Annotated in this window: 22 protein-coding genes and 5 pseudogenes; 12 read left to right on the plus strand and 15 right to left on the minus strand. The window is 75.9% G+C overall.

The features are described 5' to 3' along the window. Positions 1-22 precede the first annotated feature (22 nt). The 5 genes and pseudogenes from ACZ411_RS03285 to ACZ411_RS03305 form a co-directional block, all read right to left on the minus strand. On the minus strand, positions 23-2,260 hold the full coding sequence (locus tag ACZ411_RS03285; protein ID WP_464168509.1) for a hypothetical protein: 2,238 nt from the start codon (positions 2,258-2,260) through the stop codon (positions 23-25). Positions 2,261-2,295: 35 nt separating this feature from the next. Beyond that, positions 2,296-3,156 (minus strand): annotated as a pseudogene (locus ACZ411_RS03290) (ABC transporter ATP-binding protein). After that, positions 3,153-4,214: a FecCD family ABC transporter permease gene (locus ACZ411_RS03295; RefSeq protein ID WP_464168511.1), complete on the minus strand. Its 1,062-nt coding sequence runs from the start codon at positions 4,212-4,214 to the stop codon at positions 3,153-3,155. The pseudogene ACZ411_RS03290 and the gene ACZ411_RS03295 overlap by 4 nt, the downstream one beginning before the upstream one ends. Then, on the minus strand, positions 4,211-5,161 hold the full coding sequence (locus tag ACZ411_RS03300; protein WP_464168513.1) for a FecCD family ABC transporter permease: 951 nt from the start codon (positions 5,159-5,161) through the stop codon (positions 4,211-4,213). Before ACZ411_RS03300 ends, ACZ411_RS03295 begins: the two co-directional genes overlap by 4 nt. A gap of 105 nt (positions 5,162-5,266) precedes the next feature. Further along, positions 5,267-6,301 (minus strand): iron-siderophore ABC transporter substrate-binding protein, encoded by a 1,035-nt coding sequence (locus tag ACZ411_RS03305; RefSeq protein ID WP_104291406.1) that lies wholly within the window; start codon positions 6,299-6,301, stop codon positions 5,267-5,269. Positions 6,302-6,548: 247 nt separating this feature from the next. Here ACZ411_RS03305 and ACZ411_RS03310 point away from each other — a divergent pair. The 3 genes and pseudogenes from ACZ411_RS03310 to ACZ411_RS03320 all read left to right on the plus strand — a co-directional run. Beyond that, positions 6,549-6,884: pseudogene (locus ACZ411_RS03310) on the plus strand (Dabb family protein); the annotation flags it as partial. Positions 6,885-7,171: 287 nt separating this feature from the next. Further along, positions 7,172-8,200: a CPBP family glutamic-type intramembrane protease gene (locus ACZ411_RS03315; protein WP_464168516.1), complete on the plus strand. Its 1,029-nt coding sequence runs from the start codon at positions 7,172-7,174 to the stop codon at positions 8,198-8,200. A 76-nt stretch (positions 8,201-8,276) separates the two neighbouring features. Then, a complete protein-coding gene (locus ACZ411_RS03320) occupies positions 8,277-9,065 on the plus strand; it encodes a glucose 1-dehydrogenase (protein WP_464168518.1) in 789 nt (262 codons plus the stop codon). Between the two features lie 98 nt (positions 9,066-9,163). On the opposite strand, the gene ACZ411_RS03325 is transcribed toward ACZ411_RS03320, so the two are convergent. The 5 genes and pseudogenes from ACZ411_RS03325 to ACZ411_RS03345 form a co-directional block, all read right to left on the minus strand. Continuing rightward, positions 9,164-9,613 carry a hypothetical protein gene (locus tag ACZ411_RS03325; RefSeq protein ID WP_104344910.1) on the minus strand — a complete coding sequence of 150 codons (450 nt, stop codon included), beginning with the start codon at positions 9,611-9,613 and terminating at the stop codon, positions 9,164-9,166. A 137-nt stretch (positions 9,614-9,750) separates the two neighbouring features. Continuing rightward, positions 9,751-10,815, minus strand: coding sequence for an NAD-dependent epimerase/dehydratase family protein (locus tag ACZ411_RS03330; protein WP_464168522.1), 1,065 nt, complete (start codon positions 10,813-10,815; stop codon positions 9,751-9,753). Continuing rightward, on the minus strand, positions 10,812-11,408 hold the full coding sequence (locus ACZ411_RS03335; protein WP_464168524.1) for a phosphorylase family protein: 597 nt from the start codon (positions 11,406-11,408) through the stop codon (positions 10,812-10,814). The genes ACZ411_RS03330 and ACZ411_RS03335 overlap by 4 nt, the downstream gene beginning before the upstream one ends. A gap of 67 nt (positions 11,409-11,475) precedes the next feature. Continuing rightward, a pseudogene (locus ACZ411_RS03340) lies at positions 11,476-11,949 on the minus strand (hypothetical protein); the annotation flags it as partial. Further along, complete coding sequence (locus ACZ411_RS03345) at positions 11,853-12,626, minus strand: isocitrate lyase/PEP mutase family protein (RefSeq protein ID WP_104290158.1); 774 nt, start codon at positions 12,624-12,626, stop codon at positions 11,853-11,855. The gene ACZ411_RS03345 and the pseudogene ACZ411_RS03340, both read right to left, overlap by 97 nt. Positions 12,627-12,707: 81 nt before the next feature. On the opposite strand from ACZ411_RS03345, the gene ACZ411_RS03350 reads away from it, so the two are divergent. The 4 genes and pseudogenes from ACZ411_RS03350 to ACZ411_RS03365 all read left to right on the plus strand — a co-directional run bounded on the left by ACZ411_RS03350 (position 12,708) and on the right by ACZ411_RS03365 (position 15,449). Continuing rightward, a complete protein-coding gene (locus ACZ411_RS03350) occupies positions 12,708-14,003 on the plus strand; it encodes a molybdopterin molybdotransferase MoeA (RefSeq protein WP_104290157.1) in 1,296 nt (431 codons plus the stop codon). After that, positions 13,996-14,496 carry a cyclic pyranopterin monophosphate synthase MoaC gene (gene moaC, locus ACZ411_RS03355; RefSeq protein WP_464168527.1) on the plus strand — a complete coding sequence of 167 codons (501 nt, stop codon included), beginning with the start codon at positions 13,996-13,998 and terminating at the stop codon, positions 14,494-14,496. Before ACZ411_RS03350 ends, moaC begins: the two co-directional genes overlap by 8 nt. Continuing rightward, positions 14,493-15,021, plus strand: a pseudogene (locus ACZ411_RS03360) (molybdenum cofactor synthesis domain-containing protein). Before moaC ends, ACZ411_RS03360 begins: the two are co-directional and overlap by 4 nt. Continuing rightward, positions 15,018-15,449: a molybdenum cofactor biosynthesis protein MoaE gene (locus ACZ411_RS03365; RefSeq protein WP_104290154.1), complete on the plus strand. Its 432-nt coding sequence runs from the start codon at positions 15,018-15,020 to the stop codon at positions 15,447-15,449. The pseudogene ACZ411_RS03360 and the gene ACZ411_RS03365 overlap by 4 nt, the downstream one beginning before the upstream one ends. Positions 15,450-15,466: 17 nt before the next feature. Here ACZ411_RS03365 and ACZ411_RS03370 read toward each other — a convergent pair whose 3' ends face one another. After that, on the minus strand, positions 15,467-16,303 hold the full coding sequence (locus tag ACZ411_RS03370) for a lysostaphin resistance A-like protein (protein WP_464168530.1): 837 nt from the start codon (positions 16,301-16,303) through the stop codon (positions 15,467-15,469). A gap of 186 nt (positions 16,304-16,489) precedes the next feature. Between ACZ411_RS03370 and ACZ411_RS03375 the strand changes: the two genes are divergently transcribed. Beyond that, positions 16,490-17,032, plus strand: a complete 543-nt coding sequence (locus tag ACZ411_RS03375; RefSeq protein ID WP_464168532.1) for a hypothetical protein — start codon at positions 16,490-16,492, stop codon at positions 17,030-17,032. A 64-nt stretch (positions 17,033-17,096) separates the two neighbouring features. Here ACZ411_RS03375 and ACZ411_RS03380 read toward each other — a convergent pair whose 3' ends face one another. Then, positions 17,097-18,089, minus strand: a complete 993-nt coding sequence (locus ACZ411_RS03380; protein WP_464168534.1) for a hypothetical protein — start codon at positions 18,087-18,089, stop codon at positions 17,097-17,099. A gap of 49 nt (positions 18,090-18,138) precedes the next feature. Then, positions 18,139-19,425 carry an MFS transporter gene (locus ACZ411_RS03385; RefSeq protein ID WP_464168536.1) on the minus strand — a complete coding sequence of 429 codons (1,287 nt, stop codon included), beginning with the start codon at positions 19,423-19,425 and terminating at the stop codon, positions 18,139-18,141. Between the two features lie 147 nt (positions 19,426-19,572). Between ACZ411_RS03385 and ACZ411_RS03390 the strand changes: the two are divergent. Then, positions 19,573-21,391 (plus strand): annotated as a pseudogene (locus tag ACZ411_RS03390) (ABC-F family ATP-binding cassette domain-containing protein). Positions 21,392-21,513: 122 nt separating this feature from the next. On the opposite strand, the gene ACZ411_RS03395 reads toward ACZ411_RS03390, so the two are convergent. Beyond that, positions 21,514-22,398 carry a hypothetical protein gene (locus ACZ411_RS03395; protein ID WP_464168538.1) on the minus strand — a complete coding sequence of 295 codons (885 nt, stop codon included), beginning with the start codon at positions 22,396-22,398 and terminating at the stop codon, positions 21,514-21,516. A 484-nt stretch (positions 22,399-22,882) separates the two neighbouring features. Here ACZ411_RS03395 and ACZ411_RS03400 point away from each other — a divergent pair, with 484 nt between their 5' ends. The 3 genes from ACZ411_RS03400 to ACZ411_RS03410 are packed head-to-tail and all read left to right on the plus strand — an operon-like array spanning position 22,883 to position 25,570. Continuing rightward, positions 22,883-23,815, plus strand: a complete 933-nt coding sequence (locus ACZ411_RS03400) for a MetQ/NlpA family ABC transporter substrate-binding protein (RefSeq protein ID WP_464168540.1) — start codon at positions 22,883-22,885, stop codon at positions 23,813-23,815. After that, positions 23,812-24,909, plus strand: coding sequence for a methionine ABC transporter ATP-binding protein (locus ACZ411_RS03405; RefSeq protein ID WP_464168542.1), 1,098 nt, complete (start codon positions 23,812-23,814; stop codon positions 24,907-24,909). Before ACZ411_RS03400 ends, ACZ411_RS03405 begins: the two co-directional genes overlap by 4 nt. 1 nt (position 24,910) lies before the next feature. Next, on the plus strand, positions 24,911-25,570 hold the full coding sequence (locus tag ACZ411_RS03410; protein WP_464168544.1) for a methionine ABC transporter permease: 660 nt from the start codon (positions 24,911-24,913) through the stop codon (positions 25,568-25,570). Between the two features lie 37 nt (positions 25,571-25,607). On the opposite strand, the gene ACZ411_RS03415 is transcribed toward ACZ411_RS03410, so the two are convergent. Further along, positions 25,608-26,504 carry a LysR family transcriptional regulator ArgP gene (locus ACZ411_RS03415; protein WP_464168546.1) on the minus strand — a complete coding sequence of 299 codons (897 nt, stop codon included), beginning with the start codon at positions 26,502-26,504 and terminating at the stop codon, positions 25,608-25,610. Positions 26,505-26,533 lie beyond the last annotated feature (29 nt).

Consider the following 26,533-nt stretch of genomic DNA (forward strand, 5'->3'; position numbering starts at 1 on the left):
CCTCAGCAGGCGCGACGGGCGATCAGCGCAGACCCGGGGGAGCGGACGGGCAGCGCGACTCGAGCACGCCGTCGTCCGTCGGCACCGTCGGCTGCCACCAGCCTCCGGCGCGCGCGTGCGCGACGAACGCGGCGCGGTCGGGCACCTCGCCCTGGTACGGGGAGCCCTCGGACGCGTAGCAGGGGAGGAGGAAGCCGACGTAGTAGGCGTGGACCCACTGCAGGGCCGCCGTCGTCAGCGGTCCCCGGGGAGCGGTCGGGAAGCGCACCGCGCACGCGTACTCGACGGCGGCGTCCGCCGAGTGGACGCCGAGCCGGGTGTCCTCGCCCGTGCCGATGACCTGGACCCGCACCCCCGACTCGGTCAGGCACGCGGCCTGCTGGCGGACCCAGGCCTCGCCCTCGAGCACGCGCTCCACCGGCAGGTCGGGCCGCACCGCGTCGGGCCGCTGGGTGCGCACCTGCTCCCAGAGTGCGTCCGCCTCGGTGCGCAGGGCCGCCGCCGACGCCGACGCCGTGAGCTCCTCGCGCAACGGCGCGGGCGGCTCGGCGGTGAACTCCGGGACGGGCAGGCCGACCCGCGGATCCGGCGTGCTCGGCGGTGCGGGGGCGGAGGTCGGCTCCGGAGCGCGCCGGCCGTCGTCGTCCACGAGGAGTCCGGACGCGGAGGCGGCGCCGAGGCCGGCCACGAGGAGCGCCCCCGCGAGCGCTGCGGCGAGGGGGCCGGGTCGGAGCAGGCGGCGGTGCCACGGGGTGCGGCCCGTCGCGTGGTGGTCCTCGCGGTCGGGATCCGCGGTCGAGGCCGGCGCGCCGTCGGATCCGGATGGGCTGCCGTCCTCGTCCTCGTCGGCGTCGTCGTCCTCGTCCTCGTCGTCGTCCTCGTCGTCGGCCCGCGTCGCGTCGCGCGCGAGGAGCGCGCGGCCCTCCTCCACGAGCCGGGCCTCCTCCGTCATGAGCGCGACCAGCGGGGCGGGCAGCGCATCCGCCGCGATGGACAGGGTCACCCGCACGGCGACGGGCAGCCGCACGACCGGGGCGTCGGCCGCGTCGCGTCCGTACGCCGCGCGGCGGAGCGTGTCCACGCCCCGCGCGGCCGCGGGGTCGTCCCGCAGGCGCCGGCGGAGGGCGTCGGCGGCGGGAGCGGCGGATCCGGTCACCGGGTCACCGGTACGCCGCCGGGGTCGCGGGGCACGTGGCGGCCAGGGCGGTGTCCATGGCCGCGGGAACGGCGTCCACGGGTCGCCCGCGCGGGTCGCCGCGATGAACTCGTCGCGCGCGGGCACCTCGCCCTCGTACGGCTTCCCCTCGGCGGCGTAGCACGGCAGCAGGTACGCGACGTAGTAGTCGTGGAGGTACGCGAGCCCCGCGTCGTCCCGGGGCCCGTCCGCGGCCTCCGCCATCGGGAAGCGCACCGCGCAGGCGTACAGGGCGGCCGCGTCCCCGTCGGGGTACGTGAAGCTGTCCGAGCCGATGACGGACGCGTCGATGCCCGCCTCCCGGAGGCATCCGACCTGCACCTCCGCGAAGAGGCCCGGCGCGATCGTGCGCTCGAAGCCGACGTCGGGGCGCACGGCGTCCGGCTCCTGGGCGACGAGCGTCGCCCACAGCGCGTCGGCTGCGCGGGTCCGCTCGGCGGCGAGCTCCTCGTCGGTGGCGGGCACGGGCACGGGCGGGTCCGCGGAGAAGTCGGGGACCGCGGCGCCGCGGCGGCCGTCGGGCGTGCCCATCGCCTGGCCGCGGGGCGTCGTCGCGGCGTCCGGGGCCGGATCCCCGGCGGTGGCGGCAGTGGTGCCGGGGGCACCCGCGGCGACCCCGTCGAGAAGACCCGTCGCCGAGGCGGTGCCGAGGGCGGCGAGGACGACGGCCCCGGCGATCAGGGCCGCGAGCGGCCCGCGGGCCACGCGGCGGCGCCGGGGAGCGGTCATCGGATCGTCCGCCGGCTGATCCCCGGCCGTCGGATCCCCGGCCGTCGGATCCCCGCCCGCCGCCTCCCCGTGCACCCGCTCGGCCGCCAGCAGGGCCGCGCCCTCGTCCACCAGGCGCGCCTCCTCGGCCAGCAGCGCCACGAGGGGCGCCGGCAGCTCCCGCTGCGGGGAGCCGGTTCGCGCGCGGAGGGCGGCCGGGACCTCGACGAGCGGCGCGTCCGATCCGGCGCGCCCGTACGCCGCGCGCCGCAGCTCCTCGAGCGCGCGCCCGGCCGCCGGGTCGTCCCGCAGGCGACGGCGGAGGGCCGCGGCGGTGGAGGCGGGCTCGTCGTGCATGCGGCCTCCTCGTCGCGGTCCGTCGTCCGCCCAGGCTACGTCGCGGCGTGCCCGAGCGGGAGGGCGACGGCGCCCCCGTCCCGGGGCCCTCCGGGAGCGCGGACGTGGTGGCGGCCGAGGGGAGCATCAGCGGCCGACCCGAGGTGGGGTCGACGATCACGCGGCTCTCCAGCCCGAACACGGCCCGCACGCACTCCTCGGTGAGCACCTCGGCGGGCGGTCCGGCCGCGTGCAGCCGGCCGTCCGCGAGCGCGATGAGCTGGTCGGCGTACCGGGCGGCGAGGTTCAGGTCGTGCAGCACCATCACGACCGTCGTGCCGCGCGCGCGGTTGAGGTCGGTGAGCAGGTCGAGGACCTCGACCTGGTGGCTGACGTCGAGGAACGTGGTCGGCTCGTCGAGCAGCAGCAGGTCGGTGCGCTGGGCGAGGGCCATGGCGATCCAGACGCGCTGCCGCTGCCCGCCCGACAGCTCGTCGACCGCGCGGTCGGCGAGCGCCGCCGTGTCGGTCGCCTCCAGCGCCTCCGCGACGGCCAGGTCGTCCTCCCGGCTCCACCGGGACAGGAGGCCCTGGTGCGGGTGGCGGCCGCGCCCGACGAGGTCGGAGCACCGTGATCCCCTCGGGAGCCACGGGCGACTGCGGGAGGAGGCCGAGCGTGCGGGCGAGCTCCTTCGCGGGGATGCGGTGCACGTCGCGCCCGTCGAGGACCACGCGCCCCTCCCGCGGGGCGAGGAGCCGCGACATCGACCGCAGGAGGGTCGACTTCCCGCAGGCGTTGGCGCCCACGATGGCGGTGACGCGGCCGGGCGGCACGACGAGGTCGAGGGACCGGATCACGGTGCGGTCGCCGTAGCCGAGGGCGAGCCCCTCGACGGACAGCGAGTGGGTGGTGGTCACAGGGCGGCTCCTCGGCGGTTGCTGCGGACGATGAGGTACACGAGGTAGGGCGCTCCGAGGATGCCCGTGACGACCCCGACGGGCAGGCGGATCCCGAGGGCGTGCTGCCCGAGCACGTCGCCCACGACGACGAGGAGCGCCCCGACGAGGGCCGAGGGCACGAGCAGGGACCCGCCCGGCCCGACGATGCGCGCGGCGATGGGGCCGGACAGGAACGCGACGAACGCGATGGGGCCGGTCGCCGCGGTCGCGAAGGCGATGAGCCCCACGGCGGCGACGATCACGACGAGCCGCGTGCGGTCGACGCCGACGCCGAGCGCGGCGGCCGTGTCGTCGCCGAGGCGCGTCGCGTCGAGGGCCCGGGACCGGCTGAGCAGCACGGGCCCCAGCACCGCGAGCGCGAGGAGCACCGGGAGCGCGTCGCCCCAGCCGACGCCGTTGAGGCTGCCGGTGAGCCAGCGCATGGCCGCCTGCAGGTCGCCGTCGGCGGCGGTGGAGAGCACGTACGTGGTGGCGCTGTCGAGCATCGCCGCCACGCCGATCCCGATGAGGATGAGCCGCGTGCCGGCGACGCCGCCGCGGTACGCGAGCGCGTAGACGAGGAGCGCGACCGCGAGGCCCGCGACGATCGCGAGCACCGAGGTCGCCGTCCGGCCGAGCGACAGCGTCACGATGGCGAACGCCGCCGCGGCGCTCGCGCCGGAGCTGATCCCGATGATGTCGGGGCTCGCGAGCGGGTTCCGCAGCATGGTCTGGAACGCGACGCCGGAGAGCCCGAAGCACAGGCCGACGAGCACGGCGAGGGCGGTCCGGGGCAGCCGCAGCCGGCCGACGGTGAAGGTCGCGCCCGGGACGTCCTGGCCGAGGGCGACGTGGACCACGTCGTCGAGCGGGTGGAAGGTGTTCCCCACCATCAGGGAGAGGAGCGCGACGGCGGCGATCAGCACGGCGAGCACCGCCACCACGACCCGGCGGCGGAGCGACCTGCGGCGGCGGCCGAGCGCGACGGCGTCGGCCGTGCGGATCACGCGGGAGCGGTCCTCGACGGCGGCGGTCACAGCGCCCGCACCCTCTGCCGGCGGACGATGTGGATGAAGAACGGCGCGCCGATCAGCGCCGTGACGATGCCGACGTCGAGCTCCGCGGGCCGCGCGACGATGCGCCCGAGCGCGTCGGCGGCGGTGAGGAGGGCGGCGCCGAGCAGCGCGGAGAAGGGGATCAGCCAGCGGTGGTCGACGCCGACCAGCAGGCGGCTGGCGTGCGGGACGACGAGGCCGACGAACCCGATCGGGCCCGCGATCGCCGTCGCCGCGCCGCAGAGCACCACGGCGCCCGCGGCGGCGAGGCCCCGCGCCAGCGCGACGCGCTCCCCGAGACCCGCGGCCAGCTCGTCGCCCAGCGCGAGCGAGTTGAGGCTCCGCGCGGAGAGGAGGCAGGCGAGGACGCCGACGACGAGGAAGGGCACGACCTGCTGCATGCTCGCGAACGTCGCGCCGCCCACCCCGCCGATCTGCCAGGACCGCACGCCGCCTGCGATGTCGTTGCGCGGCAGCACGACGGCGGTCACGAACGACGCGAGCGCGGCGGAGGTGGCGGCGCCCGCGAGGGCGAGCTTCAGCGGCGTCGCGCCGTCCCGTCCGAGGGAGCCGACCGTGTAGACGAAGACCGCGGTGACGGCGGCGCCGCCGATCGCGACCCAGATGAAGCCCGTCGGGGTGCTCAGGCCGAAGAACGCGATGCCGGTGACGACCGCGAGGGCCGCCCCCGTGTTGACGCCGAGGATCCCGGGGTCCGCCAGCGGGTTCCGCGTCACGCCCTGCATGACCGCGCCGGAGAGCCCCAGGGCGGCGCCCACCGCCACCGCCAGCACGGTGCGCGGGATGCGGGTGGCGACCGAGGCCGGCCCGAAGCCCTCCACGGAGCCGGAGAGCGCGGCGACGATGTCGGACCAGCCGATGTCGCGGGATCCGATCACCACCGACGCGAGCATCAGCGCGGCCAGCACGAGGGCCGTCCCGATCAGCGCGAGCGCGCGCGCGGCGCCCCGGGCGTCGTCGGAGGACGACGCCCGGGGCGCGGACGGCCGGGTCGGCCGCGGTGGTGCCGGAGGTCACGCCGCCCGGGCGGCGGCGTCGGCGATGAGGGTGAGGTAGTCGTCGAGGACGTACGAGATCGACAGCGGGGTCGGGTTCGCGGCGGTCCCCAGCGGGGTGGTGCCCGGCAGCAGCACGATCGCGTCGTTCGCGACCGCGGGGATCTGCGACAGCAGCGGGTCGCCCTCGAGCGTGGCGACGAGCTCCTCGTCGCCGTAGGTGACGATCACGTCGACGTCGCGGAAGGCGTCCGCCTGCTCCGCGCTCGTGGTGAGCGAGTACTTCTCGGTCGAGGACGACGCGTCCGCGATGCTCGCCGGCGTCTCGAGGCCGATGTCCTCGAAGAACATCGCGCGGGTGTCGTGCGTCGTGTAGAAGCTGACCTCGCTGAGGTCGGCGGCGTCCACGTGGGTGAGGAACATCGCGGAGGTGCCGGTGAGGGCCTCGAAGCCGGAGACGGTCTCGTCGATCTCGGCCTCCAGGTCGGCGACGAGGCGCTCGCCCTCCGCGGCCATGCCCATCGCCTGGCTGTTCACCTCGATCATCTCGCGCCACGGGGTGCCCCAGGCGGTCTCCGGGTACGCGACGACGGGCGCGATCTCGCTGAGCGTGTCGTAGTCCTCCTGCGTGAGGCCGGAGTAGGCGGCGAGGATCACGTCGGGCTGCGTGTCCGCGACGGCCTCGAAGTCGATGCCGTCGGTCTCGTCGAACAGCACGGGCGTCTCGGCGCCGAGCTCGGTCAGCTTCTCCTCGACCCAGGGGAGCACGCCGTCGCCGTCGTCGTCGCCGAAGTTCGCGGCGGCCATGCCGACGGGCACCACGCCGAGGGCCAGCGGCACCTCGTGGTTGGCCCAGTTCACCGTGGCGACGCGCTCGGGCTGCGCCTCGATGGTCGTGGTGCCGAGCGCGTGCTCGATGGTGATCGGCGTGAAGCCGGAGTCGGCGGACGGCTCGGCGCCGGCGTCGGACGCGGGCGGGGTGGAGCAGCCGGCGAGGCCGAGGGCGAGGAGCGCGGCGGCGGAGGTCGCGGCCAGGCGTGCGGTGCGGGACATGCGTGCCTTTCGGTGGGGGTGCCCGGCGCCGTGGGCGCGACGGATCGACCCGACGGGCGGGTGCGAGCGTCACGGGAGGGGCGGCGCCGCATCGCCGTGCTGTCGGCGAGGCGGCCGTGCCGCCCTCGCACGGCAGGCGGATCGTCCGGGACGATCCGTAAGGGTTGCCTAACCTTACCAGCGTGAAGGTTTTCGAAGTCAAGCCGGGCGCGGGCGGCGGGGCGTCGCACAGGCCAGACTCGCGACCATGACGACCGCTCACGAGGCCCGCCCCGCGGCCGCCCCCGCCCTCACCGACGCCCAGCTCACCGCCCGCGACCACGTGCCGGGCCTCGTGCACCACATCGTGCTGTTCCGCCTCCGCGACGACGCGGCCCCCGCCGACCGCGACGAGGTGGAGCGCCGGTTCCGGGCGCTCGCCGACTCGCCGCACCCCGACGGCTCGGGCCCGTACATCCGCTCCCTGCACGCGGGCCGCCAGTCGAGCCCCGAGGGCGTCGGCCGCGGCTTCGAGCTGGGGTTCGTGCCGACCTTCGCCTCGGAGGGCGACCGCAACCTGTACCTCGGGGGGCCGCTGATCCGGGATCCTGCCCGCATCGACGCGCAGCACGCGGCCTTCAAGGAGCTCGTCGGGCCGCTGCTCGCGCCGGATCCGCACGGGGGTGCTCGTCTTCGACTTCACGGAGCCGGAGCCGGAGCCGGAGCCGGAGCCGGAGCCGGAGGCCTCGGCCGACGCGCCCGCGGGGGCGTCCCCGGCCTGATCCCGCGCCCCAGAAGCGGGCCGGGCCGCCGTCGCGGTCGCAGCGCCGGCGGCCTCGCGGCCAGCATGGGTGAGGACGCCGCCCACGATCCGCCGACGAGACGAGACCCGTGCCCGCATCCGCCCGCCCCTCCGGGTCCACCCGCACCGCATCGGCCGACCGCCACGACCCGGCCGCCGTCGCGACGGATCCGCGCCTCGACGCGCAGGTGCGCCGCCCGCAGCCGTGGATCCGCGCCGTCGCGGTCGCGCTCCTCGCCTGGGTCGTGCTCGGCGCGGGGCTCGGCCTCGCCATCGGGATCGCGGACGCGGCCGAGCAGGCGACCGGGGCCGGCCTGCTCCCGAAGGTCGCGCTGCAGGCCGTGCTCATGTCGGCGCTCGTCGTGCCCGCCGTCGTCCTCCTGCGGCGGCGGCTCGACCGCCGGAGCCTCGCGGGCCTCGGCCTCTCGCGGCGGGTCGGGCGCCCGATCGCGCTCGGCGTCGGGGTGGGAACGGTGACGGGCGCAGCCGTCTGGGTCCCGGCCGGCCTCCTCGGCTGGATCCGCGTCGACGGCATCGACCTCGCCGCGTTCGCCGGCTTCCTCCTCCTCAACGGGCTCGTCCTCGCGCTCTACGAGGCGATCCCCGAGGAGCTCGCCCTCCGCGGGTACGTGTGGACGAACCTCCGCGACGGCACCGGGCTCGTCGCCGCCACGCTCCTCACCACCGCCCTCTTCCCCGCGATCGGCGTCGTGATCGAGTCGGGCCGCTGGATCGTGCTCACGATCGCGGGGTCCGACGCCGGCGCCTTCACGCCGGTGCCCGCCGGGAACGACGCGATCGCGTACGTGCTCCAGCTCGCGCTGTTCGGCCTCGCGCTCGTCGCCGCGCGGCGGATCCCGATGGAGGGCGCGCTCCTCGTCGCGATGGCGTTCCACTGGACGCAGCTCACGGTGACCCGCATCCTGCTGGGCGGTCAGAGCTGGGCGTCGTCGGGCTGGGACGTCGCGTTCGTGGAGCCCGACGCGATCGCGCTGGTGCTCGTGCACATCGTGCTCGCCGGGATCGTCTTCGTCGGCGTGAGGTGGCGGTCGGAGCGGCGGGCGCCCGGACTGCGGGCCGGGCACGGAGCCCGCGTCCAGAATCCCGACCTACGGTAGGTATTTCCATGCGATCGCATGGATGGTGGCTCCACCACGAGGCGCGAGCCGTCGCCCCACGTCGTCAGGAGACCCCATGACCACCACCCGCTTCACCGACAAGGTCGTCCTCATCACCGGCGGAGGCTCCGGCCTCGGCCGTGCCGCCGCCGTCCGCCTCGCCGCCGAGGGCGCCCGGCTCGCCCTCGTCGACATCTCCGAGAAGGGCCTTCAGGCCACCGTCGAGGCGGTCCGCTCGTCGTCGCCCGACGCCGAGGTCCTCACCGTCATCGCCGACGTGTCGGACGAGTCCGACGTCGACGCCTACGTGCAGGGGACCGTCGAGCGCTTCGGCCGCATCGACGGCTTCTTCAACAACGCGGGCATCGAGGGCCGCCAGAACCTCACCGAGGACTTCACCGCCGCCGAGTTCGACAAGGTCGTCGCCATCAACCTGCGCGGCGTGTTCCTAGGGCTGGAGAAGGTGCTCGCCGTCATGCGCGCGCAGGGCTCCGGCATGGTCGTCAACACCGCCAGCGTCGGCGGGATCCGCGGCGTCGGCAACCAGTCCGGCTACGCGGCCGCGAAGCACGGCGTCGTCGGGCTCACCCGCAACTCGGCCGTCGAGTACGGCGAGTTCGGCATCCGCGTGAACGCGATCGCCCCCGGCGCCATCTGGACCCCCATGGTCGAGGCGTCGATGAAGCAGCTCAGCGCCGAGGACCCGCGGGGCGCGGCCGAGCAGTTCATCCAGGGCAACCCGACGAAGCGCTACGGCGAGGCCGAGGAGATCGCGTCCGTGGTCGCGTTCCTGCTCTCCGACGACGCGGCCTACGTGAACGCCGCCGTCCTGCCGATCGACGGCGGGCAGTCCGCGAAGTACTGATCCGCGGCATCGCGGCACCGCGGCACCGCGGGAGCCGGGGCCGGGCGTCGTCGTCCGGCCCTGGCCGCGTCCGCGGGTGGGGGATCGTGCCCGTGCGCTCAGCCGAAGGGCGGCGTCGGCACCTGGCACGTCACCGGCTGGCCGGGGGACGCGGTGGCGGTCGCGATCTCCCGCTTCCCGTCGATGAGGATCCGGCAGGTCAGCGCCTCGCCGTCCACGGGCGTGGCCTGCACGAACGCCCAGTCCTCCGCGGTGACGTAGGCCTCCGCCGACCACAGCCCCTCCCCGGCGTCGCGGCCCGCCGCCAGCGACGCGCGGCCGACGTCCTGGACGACGGACGGCCGGCCCCGCCGCGACGCCTCCGCGTACGCCACGTCCGTCAGCCCGCCGTCCGCGGCCTCCGTGGTGCTGACCTCGTAGGTGATGGCGTAGATGTCGGCGATGTCGTCGGCGATGTCCGAGCAGCCCGCGAGGGCGAGGGACAGGGCCGCGGCCGTGAGGACGGTCCCGGAGCGGACGACGGCACGACGGGAGGACGCGGGGTTCATGCACCCAGTGTCGCCCGCGGGCCCCGGGCGCCTCGTCCCCCGGAGGTGCCGGGATGCCGGCCGACGCGGCACCGCGGGACCACCGGCCGCATCGGATCCGGACGAGGTCCCGGACGTGGTCCCGGTCCCGCGGGGCGTCAGACCACCGCGCTGCGGAGCGGCGCCGTGGCGAACTCCCGCATGCCCTCCTCGAACGTCATCCGGGGCTCCCAGCCGAGCTCCGTGCGCAGCCGCTCCGACGACGCCGTGATGTGCCGCACGTCGCCGAGCCGGTACTCGCCGGTGGTGACGGGCGCCGATCCGCCGGCCTCCCGCGCGAGCGCCTCGGCCATCTCGCCGATGGTGTGCACCGTGCCGCTGCCGACGTTGAAGGCGCGGAAGGAGCCGGCCTCGTGATCCCCTGTCCAGGCGAGCGCCGAGAGGTTCGCGCCGGCGACGTCGCGGACGTGCACGAAGTCGCGACGCTGACGGCCGTCCTCGAAGACGCGCGGCGCCTCGCCGCGGGCGAGGGCCGAGCGGAACAGGGAGGCGACGCCCGCGTAGGGCGTGTTCTGCGGCATGCCCGGCCCGTAGACGTTGTGGTAGCGGAGCGCGGCGGCACGGCCGCCCGTGGCGCGGGTCCACGAGCTCGCGAGGTTCTCCTGCGCGAGCTTCGTGGTGGCGTAGACGTTCCGCGGGTCGAGGGGCACGTCCTCGCCGATGAGCGCGGGGACGAGCGGCTCGCCCGTCGCGGGATCCAGCGGGTCGAAGAGCCCGGCGTCGAGGTCGGCGACGCGGCGGGCCGGCGGCCGCACCGGCCCGGCCGCGCCCGCGTAGGCGCCCTCGCCGTAGACGACCATGGAGCTCGCGAGCACGAGCCGGTCGATGCCCGCGCGGGTCATCGCGGCCAGGAGCACGGCGGTGCCGCCGTCGTTGGTGGACACGTAGTCGGGCGCGTCGAGGAAGTCGACGCCGAGCCCGACCTTGGCGGCCTGGTGGCACACGACGTCGACGCCGTCGAGGGCGCGCGCGACCGCGTCCGGGTCGGTGACGTCGCCGCGCACCAGCTCGACGCGCGGATCCAGGTCCGGCTCGCCGCCGTGCACGTCGGCGCGGAGCGAGTCGAGGACGCGCACCCGGCGACCCTCCTCGAGGGCCGCGGTGACGATCGTGCCGCCGATGAAGCCCGCGCCGCCCGTGACGAGGAGGATCCCGTCGCTCACGAGCGCGCCTCCGTCGCAGCCGCCGCCGCGTCGCCCGTCGCACCCGTGACGGGACGCGCGAGCACCGAGGCGACCGCGTCCGCGTCGATGAGGGGGCGGCCGCGGTAGCCGGCCGGGATCGCGCGGACGACCGCCTCGATCGCCCGCACGATGCGCGGCTGCGCCTCCCGGAGGCGCGCGAACACCAGCTCGGCGGTGACCGCGTCGCCCTGCTCACCGGGCAGCGGCGCGAGGCCCGCGTCGGCGTCGGTGACGAACGACAGGTTGACGGTGCCGACGTTGAGCTCGGAGGCCAGGACGACCTCCGGGTACTGCGTCATGTTCACGATGTGGGCACCCGCCTGGCGGAACCACAGCGACTCGGCGCGCGTGGAGAACCGCGGCCCCTGGATGACGACGACGGTGCCCGAGGTGCGCAGCGGCCCCGCGGGATCGGCGCGGTCCCCGCCCTCGAGCTCGACCAGCGCCGCGGCCGCGGGGCCGTGCAGGGCCGGGTCGAACGGGTCGGCGGCGGACAGGTGCTGCACGACGCCGGCGTCGAAGAAGGTGTCCGGGCGGCCCCAGGTGCGGTCCAGGAGCTGGTCGGTGAGCACGAGCGATCCCGGCGGGTAGTCCGGCGAAGACGCCGCCCACGGCGGACGACGAGACGATGGCCGTCACGCCGAGCGACGCCAGCGCCCAGACGTTCGCCCGGTAGTCGATGAGGTGCGGCGCGACCGAGTGGTCGGCGCCGTGCCGCGTGAGGAACGCCACCCGGCGGCCGGCGAGCTCGCCGACGGTCACCTCGCTGGACGTCGGTCCGAACGGCGTCGCGACGCGGTGCGACTCGCTGGTGGCGGGGTCGAGCAGGGCGTACAGGCCGGATCCGCCGATGACGCCGATCTCGGCGCGGGGACGGGTGGTGGTCGCGTCGGCGGGTGCCGGGGCGGGGGTGTCGGTCACGGGTGCTCCTTCGAGGGCGGTTCCGGGGTTCGGGCGGGCGGGCGGCGGCGTGCCCGGTCGGGCCCGCTCCGTCCCGCCGAGGTGCGACGGGGGCTTCAGTTGAGCGGACGCGTCCCCTCGGGCAGCGTGCCGCCCGCGTAGAGGTCCTTCGCCGCGTCCTGGAGCGCCGTCAGCGCGACGCGCTGCGTCCACGGGCCGTAGGAGATGCGCGCGACGCCGAGCTCCTCGAAGCGGGCGGGGGAGAGGGAGCCGGGGATCCCGATGACGGTGAGGCGCTGCGGTCCGACGGCGTCGACCAGGGTGCGCACCTCGTCCTCCGTGAGCGGGCCGGGCACGAAGACGCTCGTGGCGCCCGCGGCGAGGTAGGCGCGCGAGCGCTCGACGGCGTCGGCGAGGACGTCGGACCGGTCGCGGTCCCCGGCCCGCACGTACGCGTCGGTGCGGGCGTTGAGGGCGAAGGGCACGCCCTCCGCCTCAGCCGCGGCGATAGCCGCCTCGACGGCGCGCACGGAGTCGGCGAGCGGCCGCATGCCGTCCTCCAGGTTCGCGCCGACGACGCCGACGCCGATGGCGCGGCGCACGGTCTCGCCGGCGTCGCCGTAGCCCGACTCGAGGTCGGCGGAGACGGGCTGCTCCACGGCGGCGACGATGCGGCCGATCATGTCGAGGTGCAGGTCGAGCGGGATCCGCTCGCCGTCCTCGTAGCCGAAGGTCGCGGCGATGGAGTGGCTCGCGGTGGCGAGGGCCCGGGTCTCGGGGAGCGCGGCGACCGCGGCGGCCGAGATCGCGTCCCACACGTTCACCACCCGGAGGAGCTCGGGTGCGGTGTGGAGGTCGACGAGGGTCTGCCCGCGGGCGGCGATGGTCATGGTCCGACCCTAGGGCGGCCGCCTGACGGTCGGGGGCGCGGGATCGGCGGATGGCCACCGCGTCTCGGGGATGATGGGGGCATGAGCACCGACCGCCCCGCCGGCCCCGCGCGACGTCGCGTCGAGGAGCACCGCGCGGCCGTGCGCGCCCTCCTCGCCCCGCTCGCGGACCTGCCCGGCGAGGAGCTGCCCGTCGACGCGGGCGCGCTCACGGCCGATCCGCACCGCTACGCCGACCGCGTGCTCGCCCACGACGTCACCAACCCCCTCGACCTCCCGCCGTTCCGGAACTCCCAGATGGACGGCTACGCCGTGCGCGCGGCGGACATCCGGGCCGCTTCGCCCGCGCGGCCGGTCGCCCTCCGCATCGCCGCGCGGATCCCCGCCGGCCGCGCCGCCCCGCCGCTCGCCCCCGGCACGGCCGCGCCCTGCATGACGGGCGCCCCCGTGCCGCCCGGCGCCGACGCGGTCGTGCCCGTCGAGGCCGCGACGCCGGACCGCTTCGTCGACGAGGCCGCGGTCGACGCGACGGTCTCCTTCACCGCTCCCGTCGACGCGGGCGCGTACGTCCGCGAGCGCGGCAGCGACCTCGCCGCGGGCCGCCCGCTGGTCGCCCGGGGGACGCGCCTCCTCCCCGCGCACTGGGGCGTCCTCGCATCGGCGGGCGTCGCCCGCGTCGTGGTCCGCCGCCGACCCGTCGTCCTGCTCCTCTCCACCGGCCTCGAGCTGCGCGGTCCCGGCGAGGAGCTCGCGCCCGGCCAGGTGCACGACGCCAACTCCGTCGCGCTGGCGGCGGCGCTGCAGGCCGCCGGCGCGGAGGTCCGCGCGCTGCGGGTCGCGTCCGACGAGCCCGACCGCGTGCGCGACGCGCTCCGCGCGGCCGCCGACGGCGTCGACCTCCTCGTCACCACGGGCGGCGTGAGCGCGGGCGCCTACGAGGTGGTGCGCGACGTCCTCGAGGGCGGCGGCGTGGAGTTCCGATCCGTCGCCGTGCAGCCGGGCGGGCCGCAGGGCCTCGGGACGGCGGACCTCGGCGGCGCCCGCGTCCCGGTGGTGGCCTTCCCCGGCAACCCCGTGAGCGCGCTCGTCTCGTTCGAGCTCTTCCTCCGCCCCGTGCTGCGCGCCCTCGCCGGGCACCCGCGCCCCGACCGCGCGTCGCAGGAGCTGCCGCTCGCCGAGGCCCTCGACTCGCCCGCCGGCAAGCACCAGGTGCGGCGCGGCCGGATCGACGCCGACGGCCGGGTGGTCCCGGTCGGCGGCCCCGGATCCCACCTGCTGCACGCGTACGCGACCGCCACCCACCTCGTCCACATCCCCGCAGGTCTCGACCGGCTCGAGGCCGGCGACGCCGTCACCGTCTGGAGCATCGATGACTGACCCCGGAGCCGGCGCGGACGTCGCGCCCGACCTCACCCACCTGCGGCCGGACGGATCCGCGCACATGGTCGACGTGACCGGCAAGGCGACCACGAAGCGCCGCGCCGTCGCGCAGGCCGTGCTCGTCACGCGGCCCGAGGTCGTCCGGGCCGTGATCTCCGGCGACCTGCCCAAGGGCGAGGCCGTCGGGACGGCGCGCATCGCCGGGATCATGGCGGCGAAGCGGACCTCGTCCCTCATCCCGCTCTGCCACCCGCTGCCGATCGGGCGCATCGAGATCGACATCGCGGGTGCGGACGACCGGCTCACGGTCGTCGCGTCGGTGAGCACCACGGGCGTCACGGGCGTCGAGATGGAGGCCCTGACCGCGGCCTCGGTCGCCGCGCTCACCCTCTACGACATGGTGAAGGCCGTCGACGCCCGGGCCGTGATCACCGACGTGCAGGTCCTGGAGAAGCAGGGCGGCAAGTCCGGCGACTGGGTGCGCGCATGAGCGGCGCGGATCCGCGCGGCCGGGCCGTCGTCATCGTCGCCTCCACTCGTGCCGCCGCGGGCGTGTACGAGGACCGGCACGGGGCCCGTCATCGCGGCGTGGCTGGCCGAGCGCGGCTTCGCGGTCGGCGGCCCGCTCGTCCGCGCCGACGGGCCGGGCGTGGGCGCGGCGCTCGCCGAGGCCGTCGCGGAGGGCGCGCGCGTGGTCCTCACCACGGGCGGCACGGGCGTCACGCCCACCGACCGCACGCCCGAGGCGACCGCCCCGCTGCTGGACCTCGAGATCCCGGGCATCGTGGAGGAGGTCCGCCGCGTCGGCGTGGCCCACACGCCCACCGCCGTGCTCACGCGCGGGCACGCGGGCGTCGCCGGCGGCTCGTTCGTCATGAACCTGCCGGGCTCGCCCGGCGGCGTGCGCGACGGGCTGGCCGTCCTCGACGGCGTCCTCGACCACGTCCTCGAGCAGATCCGCGGATCCGTCCACCCCGCGACGGATCCGGCCGCCGACCGGGGGGAGCGCGCGTGACCGCCGACCGGGTGCTGTTCGCGCGCATCGCGGGCGGGGCGATCCGCGTCGAGGACTGCGCCGACGCCGTGCGCGCCGACGACGCGGGCGCCGTGGTGACCTTCGAGGGCGTCGTGCGCGACCACGACGACGGGCGGGGCGTGCTCTGGCTCGACTACTCCGCGCATCCCGCCGCGCGCCAGGCGATCCGGCAGGTCGCCCTCGACGTCTCCGCCCGCTACCCGGACGTGCGCATCGCGGTGGAGCACCGGATCGGCCGGCTCGGCATCGGCGACGTCGCGCTCACCTGCGCCGTGTCCTCCGCGCACCGCGCCGACGCGTTCGCCGCCTGCGGCGTGCTCGTCGACGAGGTCAAGCAGCGGGTCCCCATCTGGAAGCAGCAGGCGTTCGACGACGGCTCGAGCGAGTGGGTCGCCTCGCTCGGGTGACCCGGTGCCGCCGTGGCTCAGCCGCCGGGCGCGGCCTCCGCGGCCCGCGCGGCTGCGGTGCGCCGGTCCTCGCGTCGCGCGCTCACGCAGCCGGCCGCCACGGCGACGACCAGCAGCGACTGCACGACCGCCAGCAGGACCTCCGCCGTCTGCTCGGGGATCGGGAGCGCCGAGGGCGCGGATCCGGAGGCCGCGCCGAGGAGGACCGTCGCGTCGACGGCCGCGTGGACGACCATGACGGGCCACAGGCGGCCCGTGACCCGGCGCATCCAGCAGCAGGCGGCGCCCACGACGGCGAGGTAGGCGACCTGCAGCGCGAGCTCGGGGGCGGGCATGCCGCCGACGAGGCTGCCGGGGACGTGACCGAGGGCGAACGCGCCGCTCGTGATGCCCAGCGCCGCGAGCTCGCCGTGGCGCGCCCGGACGGCGACGAGCAGCACGCCACGGATCAGCAGCTCCTCGCCGACGCCCACGAGGCCCGTGCTCACCACGACGACCAGGACCGTCGTCGCGGGGATCGCGCCCCACGCCACGGACGTCGCCCCGAGGACCGGGAGAAGGACGAGGAGCACCGGGAAGGCGAGGAGCCACGGCCGGCGCGGTGACATCGCGAGCGTCGAGCGCTCCCGCCAGATGACGGCCTGGTCGCCCACCCACCACACGTGCAGGAGGAGACCGCCCACCGCGAGAGTCACCGGGATGACGTGGCCGAGCACCAGGCGGCTCGTCGCGTCGCGCTCGCCCGCGAGGCCCTCGAGGAGCCCGCCCAGGCCGACGGTGACCACGAGGTACGCGACGACGAGGGCCCAGGCGGTCCGGAGCGGGCGGCGCGCAGGATCGACGGGGACGGTCATCGCGCTCTCCTCGGGGTCGGGGCGGAGGTGACGACGCTATCCGGCGGCCCGGCACCGCCCTCCCGCGCGTCCCCAGCCCGCGGCGGCGCGACCCCGCCGTCCCGGTCGGCGGAGGCGCCTGGGGACGATCGGGCGCAGGGGACCGGCGTCCGCGCTAGCGTCCGCACGGGATCCGGGAGGTCGGTCGTGCGGTTCGTCATCCGGGAGGCGCGGGTCGCGTCGGCCCGCCGCGGGCGGCACGGGCGGCCCGTCCTCCCCGTGAGGCCGCAGACGGTCCTGATGTCGGCGGGCTGGGTGGTGATGGTCGGGTCCCCGCTCGCCGCGGGGGCGCCGCGGCTGCTCCTCGTCGTGTTCGCGGTCGGCCTCGTCCTCGCGCTGGCCGGGGTCGTGGTCGCGGGCGTGCGGACGCTCCGTCGCGGGCTGCGGCTCCACCGGGCACGGCGGGCGGCCGCGCGCACCGGTCACCCGCCCCGGCCCCGCCCGATGGACGCGAGCGGGGCCGCGGAGCTGTCGCTCGTCCTGTCGCTCGCCACGATGGTGGTCGCCTCCGCCGTCGTGGGCGACACGACGCCCGGGACCGCGGTCGCGCTCGCCGCGGGGTCGCTCGTGGTGGGTGTCGCGGCGGGCTCGGCCGTCCGCGTGCGCGGGCTCCGGCGCCTGCGTCGGTGGAAGGCGTGCGCGACGAGCGGCGCCGTAGGGCCCCGGCCGGAGGAGACGGGAGCGGCCTGACCGCTGCCCGCGCTCCGCTACCCGCGCTCCGCCGACCGCGCCCCCCGGTCCGGGCGGATCCGCCTCACCCGTCGAGCGCGCCACCGACGTGCTCGCGGAGGAGCGTCTCGAGCGCGGTGCGCTGGGCGTCCTCCAGGTGCGCCGGGAGCGTGTGCGCGTCGCCGGCGTGCAGATGGGCGCCCTCCACGCGGATCGCGGTCGGATCGAGGCCGGCGATCGGCGTCGCCACCGGCTCCTCCATGAGGTCCTTCGAGCGGATCGCGGTGCCGGTGACGACGACCCCGTACGGCCCGCCGAGGGTCTGGTCGGTCACCGTGAAGAGGACCTGCTCCTCCGCAGGGAGGGCCAGCGCCTTCGTCAGCCGGGCCATGTGCTTGCGGTGCCGCGGATCGTCCGGCAGCCGCACCACGTCGCCGAGCTCGAGCTCCGCGATGCGGCCGATGAGGCCACGGGCGCGGGGCACGGCCGCGGGCAGCGACCGCGAGGTCCGCGCGTCGTGCTCGAGGGTGAGGGCGACGGCCCGCTCCAGCGCCCCGAGGAGGACGGGCCGCGCGTCCGGAGGGAGCAGGTGGTCGACGTGCTGCCAGGCGAATCCCCCGGCGGCCGCCGCGACGGTCGCCGCCGCCGACGCGGCGGGGCCCTCCGGGCCGCGGACCAGCGGGATCCGCCGCACGGGCGCACGGAGGATCACCCCGGACGGCGCGTCCCGCACGTGCACGGCGCGATCGGTCACGAGGAAGCCCACCGCCTCCCGGGAGCGCGTGAGGCGGTTCATCGCGTGGTAGCCGAGGAACGCCACGGGGCGCTCCGCGGAGCCGGCGAGCAGCTGCGTCGCGGCCCGCTCGAACACCTCGACGGCGTCCTCGAACGGGTGCGGCACGGCCGCGGGCACGAAGACGAGCCGCGCGATGCGGGGATCGCCGATGGTCGCCTGCCCGACCTCCCCGACGAGGCGTCCCCACTCGGCGTCGGGGCCGACCTCGTCGTCGCCCGCGTCGTCGTCCGGATCCGTCATGGTGCCCCCGTCGTCGATCGTCGCGACGAGCATGTCAGGCACCGTGCGCCGGCGGAAGGGCGGCGCCCCCGGACGCTCGGGCCCGTGCGCGTCAGGCGGCCGACGCGGCGTCCCCGGCGGCGATCCGCTCGGCCCGGCGGGCGCGGCCGCCCGCCAGCTGCAGCACGAGCGCGACCAGGGCGCTCGCCGCGACGAACGCGCCGTAGACGGTGAGCACGGCGGGCAGGCCGTCGGCCTCCACGAAGACCCCGGCGACGATGCTCGGGATCCCGAACGCCAGGTAGCTGGCGACGTAGACGGAGGAGAGGAGGCTGGCGCGCTGGTCGACGGGCGCCTCCGCGAGCACCAGCCGGAGGCCCGCCTGGAAGCCCGCGCCGAAGCCGACGCCGCCGACGACCGCGGCCGCGGCGAAGAGGGGGAGCGACGCCGTCCAGATGGCCGCGACGAGGCCGACCGGGCCGAGCACCAGCGCCACGACGCCCACGATGAGGCTGCGGCGGGCGTCGCGCGTGCGAATCACGATGCCGGTGATCGCGCCCGTGCCGGTGAACAGGGCGATCGCGGCGCCCGTGAGCGCGGCGCTGTGCAGGCCGAAGGTCGTGCCGAGCACGGAGCCGATGAACGCGAGGAACATGCCGCCGAGCGCCCAGCTGGCGATCATGCCGCCGACGACGGCGGTGAAGACGGAGCGCGCGGCGCGCGGCACGGCCACCGACGGGACGAGCGAGCGGAGCGCGCCCGCGCGCCGCGGCTGCCGCTCGGGCACCACGGCCACGGCGACGCCCGCGGCGAGCATGAGCCCGGCGAGCACGAGGAACACCGTCTCCTCGGGGGCGGGCCCGTACGCGACGAGGAAGCCGCTGCCCAGGGCGCCGACGGTCAGCGCGGCGGGCGGCACCACGCCGTTGAGGAAGGCGGCGAGGCCGGACCGGCGGACGGGCTGATGGTCGATCATGCCGGCGCCGAGGGCCCCGGTCGCCAGGCCGATCGCGAGGCCCTGCAGGATGCGTGCGACCACGAGCGCGAGCCCGTCCTCGGCGAAGGCGAACACGAGCATCGCGGCGATGGAGACGGCCAGCGCCCCGAGGATCACGGGCCGGCGGCCGATGTGGTCGGACAGCCGCCCGGCGGTCAGCAGGGTCGCGAGGAGGCCGGCGACGTAGACGGCGAACACGACCGTGAGCACCACGGGCGGCAGCGCCCACTCCTCCTGGTACACGGGGTAGAGCGGCGAGGGCGCGGCGCCGCTGGCGACCAGCACGAGCAGCGTGAGCGCGTAGACCACGAGGCCCACGGGGGAGTCGCGGCGGGGCGACGCGAGCGCGGTGGATCCGGCGGCGGTGGGCGTGGATGCGGTGTCGGTGCTGCCGGTGGTCATGTGCGCTCCTCGCGGTGGGCGGATCCCCGCGGCCGGACGGGGCGGGCCGCTCCCCGTCGAGCGCGCGACCCCGATCGGGTCACGAGGAGGGGCAACGACGGACCGCTCGCGGGAATTCCCCGGGTGGAGACCACCTAGGCTCGTCCGGTGGCCCATCTGCTGGGAGCCGAAGCGCTCCACCTCGAGTTCCCGACGCGCGTGATCTTCGACGACGTGACCATCGGGGTGAACGAGGGCGACCGCATCGGCATCGTCGGACGCAACGGCGACGGCAAGTCGACCCTCCTCTCCCTCCTCGCCGGGCGGCTCGAGCCCGACCGCGGCCGCGTCACGCGCCGCCGGGGCGTCACCATCGGCGTGCTCGACCAGAGCGACACCCTGCCCGACGGCCAGACCGTCGGCGAGGCCATCGTCGGCGGCATCGACGAGCACGAGTGGGCGGGCAACCCGCTCGTCCGCGACGTGATCGACGGGCTCGCCTCGGACGTGCCGTGGGACGCGGACGTCGCCCAGCTCTCCGGCGGCCAGCGCCGCCGGGTCGCGCTGGCGAAGCTCCTCATCGGCGACCACGACATCCTGTTCCTCGACGAGCCCACCAATCACCTCGACGTGGAGGGCATCGCCTGGCTCGCCGGCCACCTCCGCCGCCGCTGGGCGCCGAGCTCCGGCGGCCTCATCGTCGTGACCCACGACCGGTGGTTCCTCGACGAGGTCGCGAACGCCACCTGGGAGGTGCACGACCGGCTCATCGAGCCGTTCGAGGGCGGGTACGCGGCGTACATCCTGCAGCGCGTCGAGCGCGACCGCAGCGCCGCGGTCTCCGAGGCGAAGCGCCAGAACCTCATGAAGAAGGAGCTCGCGTGGCTGCGCCGCGGCGCGCCCGCGCGTACGGCGAAGCCCAAGTTCCGCATCGAGGCGGCCAACGCCCTCATCGCCGACGAGCCGCCCGCGCGCGACACCGTCTCGCTCGCCTCCATGGCCATGCAGCGGCTCGGCAAGGACGTGGTCGACCTGCTCGACGTGTCCGTCAGCTACGGCGACAAGCAGATCCTGAAGGACGTCGAGTGGCGCATCGCGCCGGGGGAGCGCACCGGCATCCTCGGCGTCAACGGCGCCGGGAAGTCGACGCTGCTGTCGCTCGTCGCCGGGTCGCTGCAGCCCACGAGCGGCCGGGTCAAGCGCGGCAAGACCATCAAGGTGGCCGTGCTCACGCAGCAGCTCGACGAGCTGAAGGACGTGCTGGAGGACCGCGTGTCCACCGTCATCGGCCGTCAGCGCACCACGTACGTCGCGGGCGGCAAGGAGATGACCCCGGGTCAGCTCCTGGAGCGCCTCGGCTTCACCGAGCGCGCAGCTGTCCACCCCGGTGAAGGACCTGTCGGGCGGCCAGAAGCGGCGCCTGCAGCTCCTCCTCATCGTGCTCGACGAGCCGAACGTGCTCATCCTCGACGAGCCAACCAACGACCTCGACACCGACATGCTCGCCGCGATGGAGGACCTGCTCGACTCCTTCCCCGGCACGCTCCTCGTCGTCAGCCACGACCGGTACCTCATCGAGCGCGTCACCGACCAGCAGTACGCGGTCATGAACGGGAACCTCCGCCACCTCCCGGGCGGCGTGGAGCAGTACCTGAAGCTCCGGTCGCAGCCCGGCAACGCGGAGAAGGCGACCGTCGCGCGACCCGACGAGGTCGGCGGCCAGGCCACCGCGACGCTCGGCGGATCCGGCGGCTCCTCGCTGCAGGGCGCGGAGCTCCGGAACGCGCAGAAGGAGCTGGCGAGCATCACGCGGAAGCTCGAGAAGGCCGACACCCGCCGCCGCCAGGCGCTCGACGCGATGGCGGAGCACGATCCGAACGACTACGACGGCCTGGGGAAGCTGAACGAGGGCGTCCGCGCCATCGAGGCCGACGTGGAGGCGCTCGAGAGCCGCTGGATGGAGCTCAGCGAGCTGCTCGAGGGCTGATCCGCCCGTCCTCGGCAGGCGTCGGGGCTCCCCGGGACCTGCGGGGACATCGTCCCGTCGGGTGCCCGTGGGCCGTGAGCCCGCCCGCGGCCGTCACGGCGCCGCGGCGCACCGTCCGTCCGTCAGTAGGCGAGGAGGCGGCCGGGCGTCGTCAGGGTGATGAGGCCGTCCGTCGACCAGGTCGCGGTGACGTCGCCCGTGATCGTGCCGACGGAGCCGTCGCGGTTGCGCGACGGGAACACGGTCGTCCACGCGATGCGGAGGCCCGTGCTGGAGACCTGGTCGGGCGTGCCGCAGGTGAGCACCGCGGATCCGCCGTCCGGGAAGACCAGCAGGCAGAGGTCGCCCGTCACGGTGCGGGCGGCGTAGAGCCCGACGCTCGTCTGCACGCCGCGCACGGAGGCGTTATCCACGTCCGCGCGCACCTGGCGCGGCGGCAGGTCGGTGTCGGTCTGCTCGGAGTCGAGGATCGCGCCGATCGGGCGGCTACGGGTGTCCGACAGCGACTCCGGGCCGAGCAGCGCGGGCGAGGCCGACGCGTTCGGCGAGGTGCCGGTCGTGCCCGTGGAGGCGGCGCCGGATCCGCCCGTCCGCGGGAGATCGGAGGCGGCACTGTCCGAGCGGTCCGCGGCGGCGCCCGCACCCTCCTCCGGGGCGGCGGTGCCGAGGCCGGTGCCCACGGCGACGCCGGCGAGGAGGCCCACCGCGAGGGCGGCGCAGGCTCCGAGCAGCGCGACGGGGAGGCGGGGGCGCCGGGGCGCCGGGTCCGCGTCCGTGCCCGGGTCGTGGTCGTCTTCCGCCTGGTGCTCGGCGTCCCGGATCCCGCCCTCGCGATCGTCGTCCGGGCCGTCGCCCCGGGCGGTGCGCTCGCGGCGGTCGAGCTCGGCGGCGGCGCGGATCCAGCGCTCGTCCGACTCGTCGGCACCCTGCGCGTAGACGCGGCGGCGGAGCTCCGCGTCCGGCAGCGCGCCGAGCTCCTCGACCGCGTCCTCGCCGTCCTGGTGCATGGAGCACCTCCTCCTCCGCCGACCCTGCCACATCCCGCGGAGGCACGGGAGCGGGGGACGGCCCGCGGACCCCGCCGCGGCATCCGGAGGCAGCCCGCCATGGCCCCGTCGCGTCCCGGCGGCGTCCCGGCGGCGTTCCCGCGATGTCCTCGCGGTGTCCCCGTGTTACGCCCCGGTTCGACACGCGACCGCCCCCGCGCCTACCGTCGAGGTGCTGCAGGGCCGCGGCGACCGGTCGGCGCCGGCGTCCCGCACCGCATCCGCGGCACGGAGCCGCCCGCGCGCGCCGCTCGGCATCGCCGCGGAGACCCGCATCATGGTGCCGCCGCGCGTGCCGACGCACCGCCCGCGCTCCCCACCCGGACGGCCGTCCGCGCCCGCCGCGTCCGCCCGACCAGCCCCCGCAACATGCACCCCGCACCAGGCACCCGCACCCCCGCACCACCCGGACAGCACCGGTTCCCGCACGACCGAGAGGATCCCCATGACCACCCCCGCACCCCTGATCGACGCCCCGAAGCGGCGGAACCGCCTCGGCCTCATCATCGGCGCGGTCGTCGTCGTCCTCGCCGTCGTCGCGGCCGTCCTCTTCGCGACCGGCGCGTTCGACGGCCGCGGCAAGGCCGTCCGGATCGGCGTGGTCGGCGCGAGCGACCCGCAGTGGCAGCCGTTCGTCGACGCGGCGAAGGAGGAGGGCATCGACGTGGAGGTCGTCAACTTCTCCGAGTACACGCAGCTGAACCCGGCGCTGTCCGAGGGCGAGATCGACCTCAACCAGTTCCAGCACCTCGTCTACCTCGCGCAGTACAACGAGGGCGCGGGCGACGACCTCACGCCCGTCGGCGCCACGGCCATCTACCCCCTCGCGCTGTACTCCTCGAAGCACGCGTCGGTCGACGAGATCCCCGAGGGCGGCACGGTCGTCGTCCCCAACGACGAGTCGAACCTCGCCCGCAGCCTCCTGGTGCTCCAGAGCGCCGGCCTCGTCACCCTCGAGGGCGGCGGATCCAGCATCTCCACGCTCGACGACATCGACCAGAACGCCTCCAAGGTCACGGTCACCACGGTCGACGCGGCGCTCACCGCCACGTCGCTGCCCGACGCGGACGCCGTCATCATCAACAACGACTTCGTCCCCGACGCCGGCCTCACCTCCGACGACGCCATCGCGCAGGACGACCCGAGCGACCCCGCCTCGCTCGCCTACGTCAACGTCTTCGCCGCCCGCGCGGACGACGCGTCGAACGAGACGTACCTGCGGCTCGCCCGCATCTTCGAGGACACGCCCGCCGTCATCGACGCCCTCGTCGAGAACTCGGGCGGCACCGCTGTCCCGCTGAAGACCCCGGCGGACGAGCTGCGGAGCATCCTCGCCACCACCGAGGAGGACGTCGCGGCGAGCAAGGCGGCGGAGTGACGGACGCCCGTCCCGCGGGCTCCGGCCCCGACGCCGATCCCCGTCCCGCCCGGGACGGGGAGCCCGTCGTGCCGCACGTCTCCCTGCGGGGCGTCGGCAAGCGGTACCCGCCGCGCGCGAAGGGCGAGCCGGCCCTCGACGCGCTCGCGGACGTCGACCTCGACATCCGCCGCGGCGAGGTGTTCGGCATCATCGGCTACTCGGGTGCCGGCAAGAGCACGCTCGTGCGGCTCGTGAACGCGCTCGAGCTCCCGACGTCGGGCTCCGTCTCCGTCGACGGGCGCGAGATCCAGGACCTCCCCGAGCGGGAGCTCCGGAGGCTCCGGCTCGGCATCGGCATGGTCTTCCAGCAGTTCAACCTCTTCACCTCGAAGACCGTGTGGGGCAACGTCGCGTACCCGCTGTCCGTGGCGGGCATGCCGAAGGACCAGCAGCAGCGCCGCATCAGCGAGCTCCTGCACTTCGTCGGCCTCGCCGACAAGGCGCACGCCCGGCCCGACGAGCTGTCCGGCGGCCAGAAGCAGCGCGTCGGCATCGCCCGGGCGCTCGCGACCAGCCCGGCGATCCTGCTGGCCGACGAGGCCACGAGCGCGCTCGACCCGGAGACCACGAGCGAGGTCCTGGCGCTCCTGCGGCGGGTCAACGAGGAGCTCGGCGTCACCATTGTCGTCATCACGCACGAGATGGAGGTCATCAAGTCCATCGCCGACCGCGTGGCGGTGATGGACTCCGGCCGCGTCATCGAGCAGGGCGAGGTGTTCGACGTGTTCTCGCGCTCGTCGAGCGACGCCGCGCGCCGCTTCGTGTCCACCGTCGTCGCGGGCGTGCCCGAGGCCGACGAGGTCGCCCGGCTCCGCGCCCGGCACCCCGGCCGCCTGGTCACGCTGTCCTTCGCGGACGGCGGGGCGACGCAGACGGAGGTGTTCCGGGCGCTCGCGGGCGCCGGCATCGCCTTCGAGGTCGTCCACGGCGGCATCACCGACATCCAGGGCCGCACCTTCGGCAACCTGACCCTCGCGCTCACCGGCGACCCGGAGCGCATCGACGAGGTGCTCGCGGCCGACCGCGCCGGCGTCACCGTGACGGAGGTCTGAGATGGACGCGCTGACCCCGCTCCTGCCCCTCCTCGGCCGCGCCACGGTCGAGACGCTCACGATGGTGCTGCTCACGCTCCTGTTCGGCGGGCTCGGCGGCCTCGTCATGGGCCTCGGCCTGTACCTGACGCGCGCCGGCAGCCTCTTCGCGAACCGGCCCGTGTTCGCGGTGCTGAACGTGGTGGTCAACACCTTCCGGCCGATCCCGTTCATCATCTTCCTCGTCGCCGCGCAGCCCCTCGCCCGGCTCGCGACGGGCAGCGGCATCGGGCAGCCGGCGATCATCTTCACCCTGTCGCTCGCTGCCTCCTTCGCGATCAGCCGGATCGTCGAGCAGAACCTGCTCACGGTGCAGCCCGGCGTGATCGAGGCGGCCCGCTCGGTGGGCGCGAGCCCGGTGCGGATCGTCTTCACCCTGCTGATCCCGGAGGCCCTCGGCCCGCTGGTCCTCGGCTACACGTTCGTCTTCGTCGGGATCGTCGACATGACGGCCGTCGCGGGCGCGGTCGGCGGCGGCGGGCTCGGCGACTTCGCGATCGTGTACGGCTACCGGCAGTTCGAGCCGGTCGTCACCTGGTCGGCGGTGCTCATCATCATCGTGCTCGTGCAGGTGGTGCAGTTCGTCGGCAACCGGCTGGCGCGCGCGGCGCTGCGCCGCTGATCCGCGTCGCACTTCCGCGCCGCGGCCGTCCCGTCCCCTAGCGGAGCGAGGCGGCCGCGGCGCGCACGTGCCGGGTGAGGTCGGCGAGCACGGGGGAGTCCACGCTCCAGCGCTGCCAGTGCAGCGCCACGTCCACGTGGGACGCCTCGTCGAGCCGCACGAGCACGCCCCGGCGCACGAGGTCCTCGGCCTGGAGGTCGGGCAGCATGCCCCAGCCCATGCCGAGCGTGACCGCCGTGACGAACTCGGCCGACGAGGGCACGTAGTGCCGCGGCTGGCCGACGGGCGCGCGCCGGCCGCGGAGCCAGCGGTCCTGCATGGCGTCCTTGCGGTCGTACATGACGAGGGGCGCGGTCGCCAGCGCGCCGGGCGTCGGCCCGTCGGGCAGGTGGGCGTCGCGGTAGGCGGGCGTCGCCACCGCCCGGTACCGCATCCGGCCGAGGCGCTCCGACGTGCAGCCCTGCACGGGGTCGCGGACGCTCGTGACGGCGGCCATGGCGGTGCCGTCGCGCAGCAGGTCGAGCGAGTGGTGCTCGTCCTCCCGGAGGACCTCGACGGCCTGCCCGGTCTCGGCCGCGAGGGCGGCGAAGGCGGGCAGCAGCCAGGACGCGAGCGAGTCCCCGTTCACCACCACGGGCACCGCCGCGGTGCCGGCGCGCGGGGTCTCGCCGTCGCCGAGTCCGAGGAGCCCGTCGAGGTCTCGCTCGAGCAGCAGCACCTGCCGCGCGTGCCGGAGGACGGCGTCGCCCGCCTCGGTGGTGGTCGCGGGCCGGGTGCGGCGCAGGAGCACGCGGCCCGTGCTCCGCTCGAGGGCCGTGATGCGCTGGCTCACCGCGGACGGCGTCAGCCGCAGCGCACGGGCGGCCGCGTCGAGCGTGCCCGTGTCGATGACGGCGGCCAGGGTGCGCAGGTGCTCGGTGCGGATGTCCATCATCAGCGATGCTAATGGTGCTCCAGCAACGT

It is taken from the genome of Clavibacter sp. AC415, from assembly GCF_979252985.1.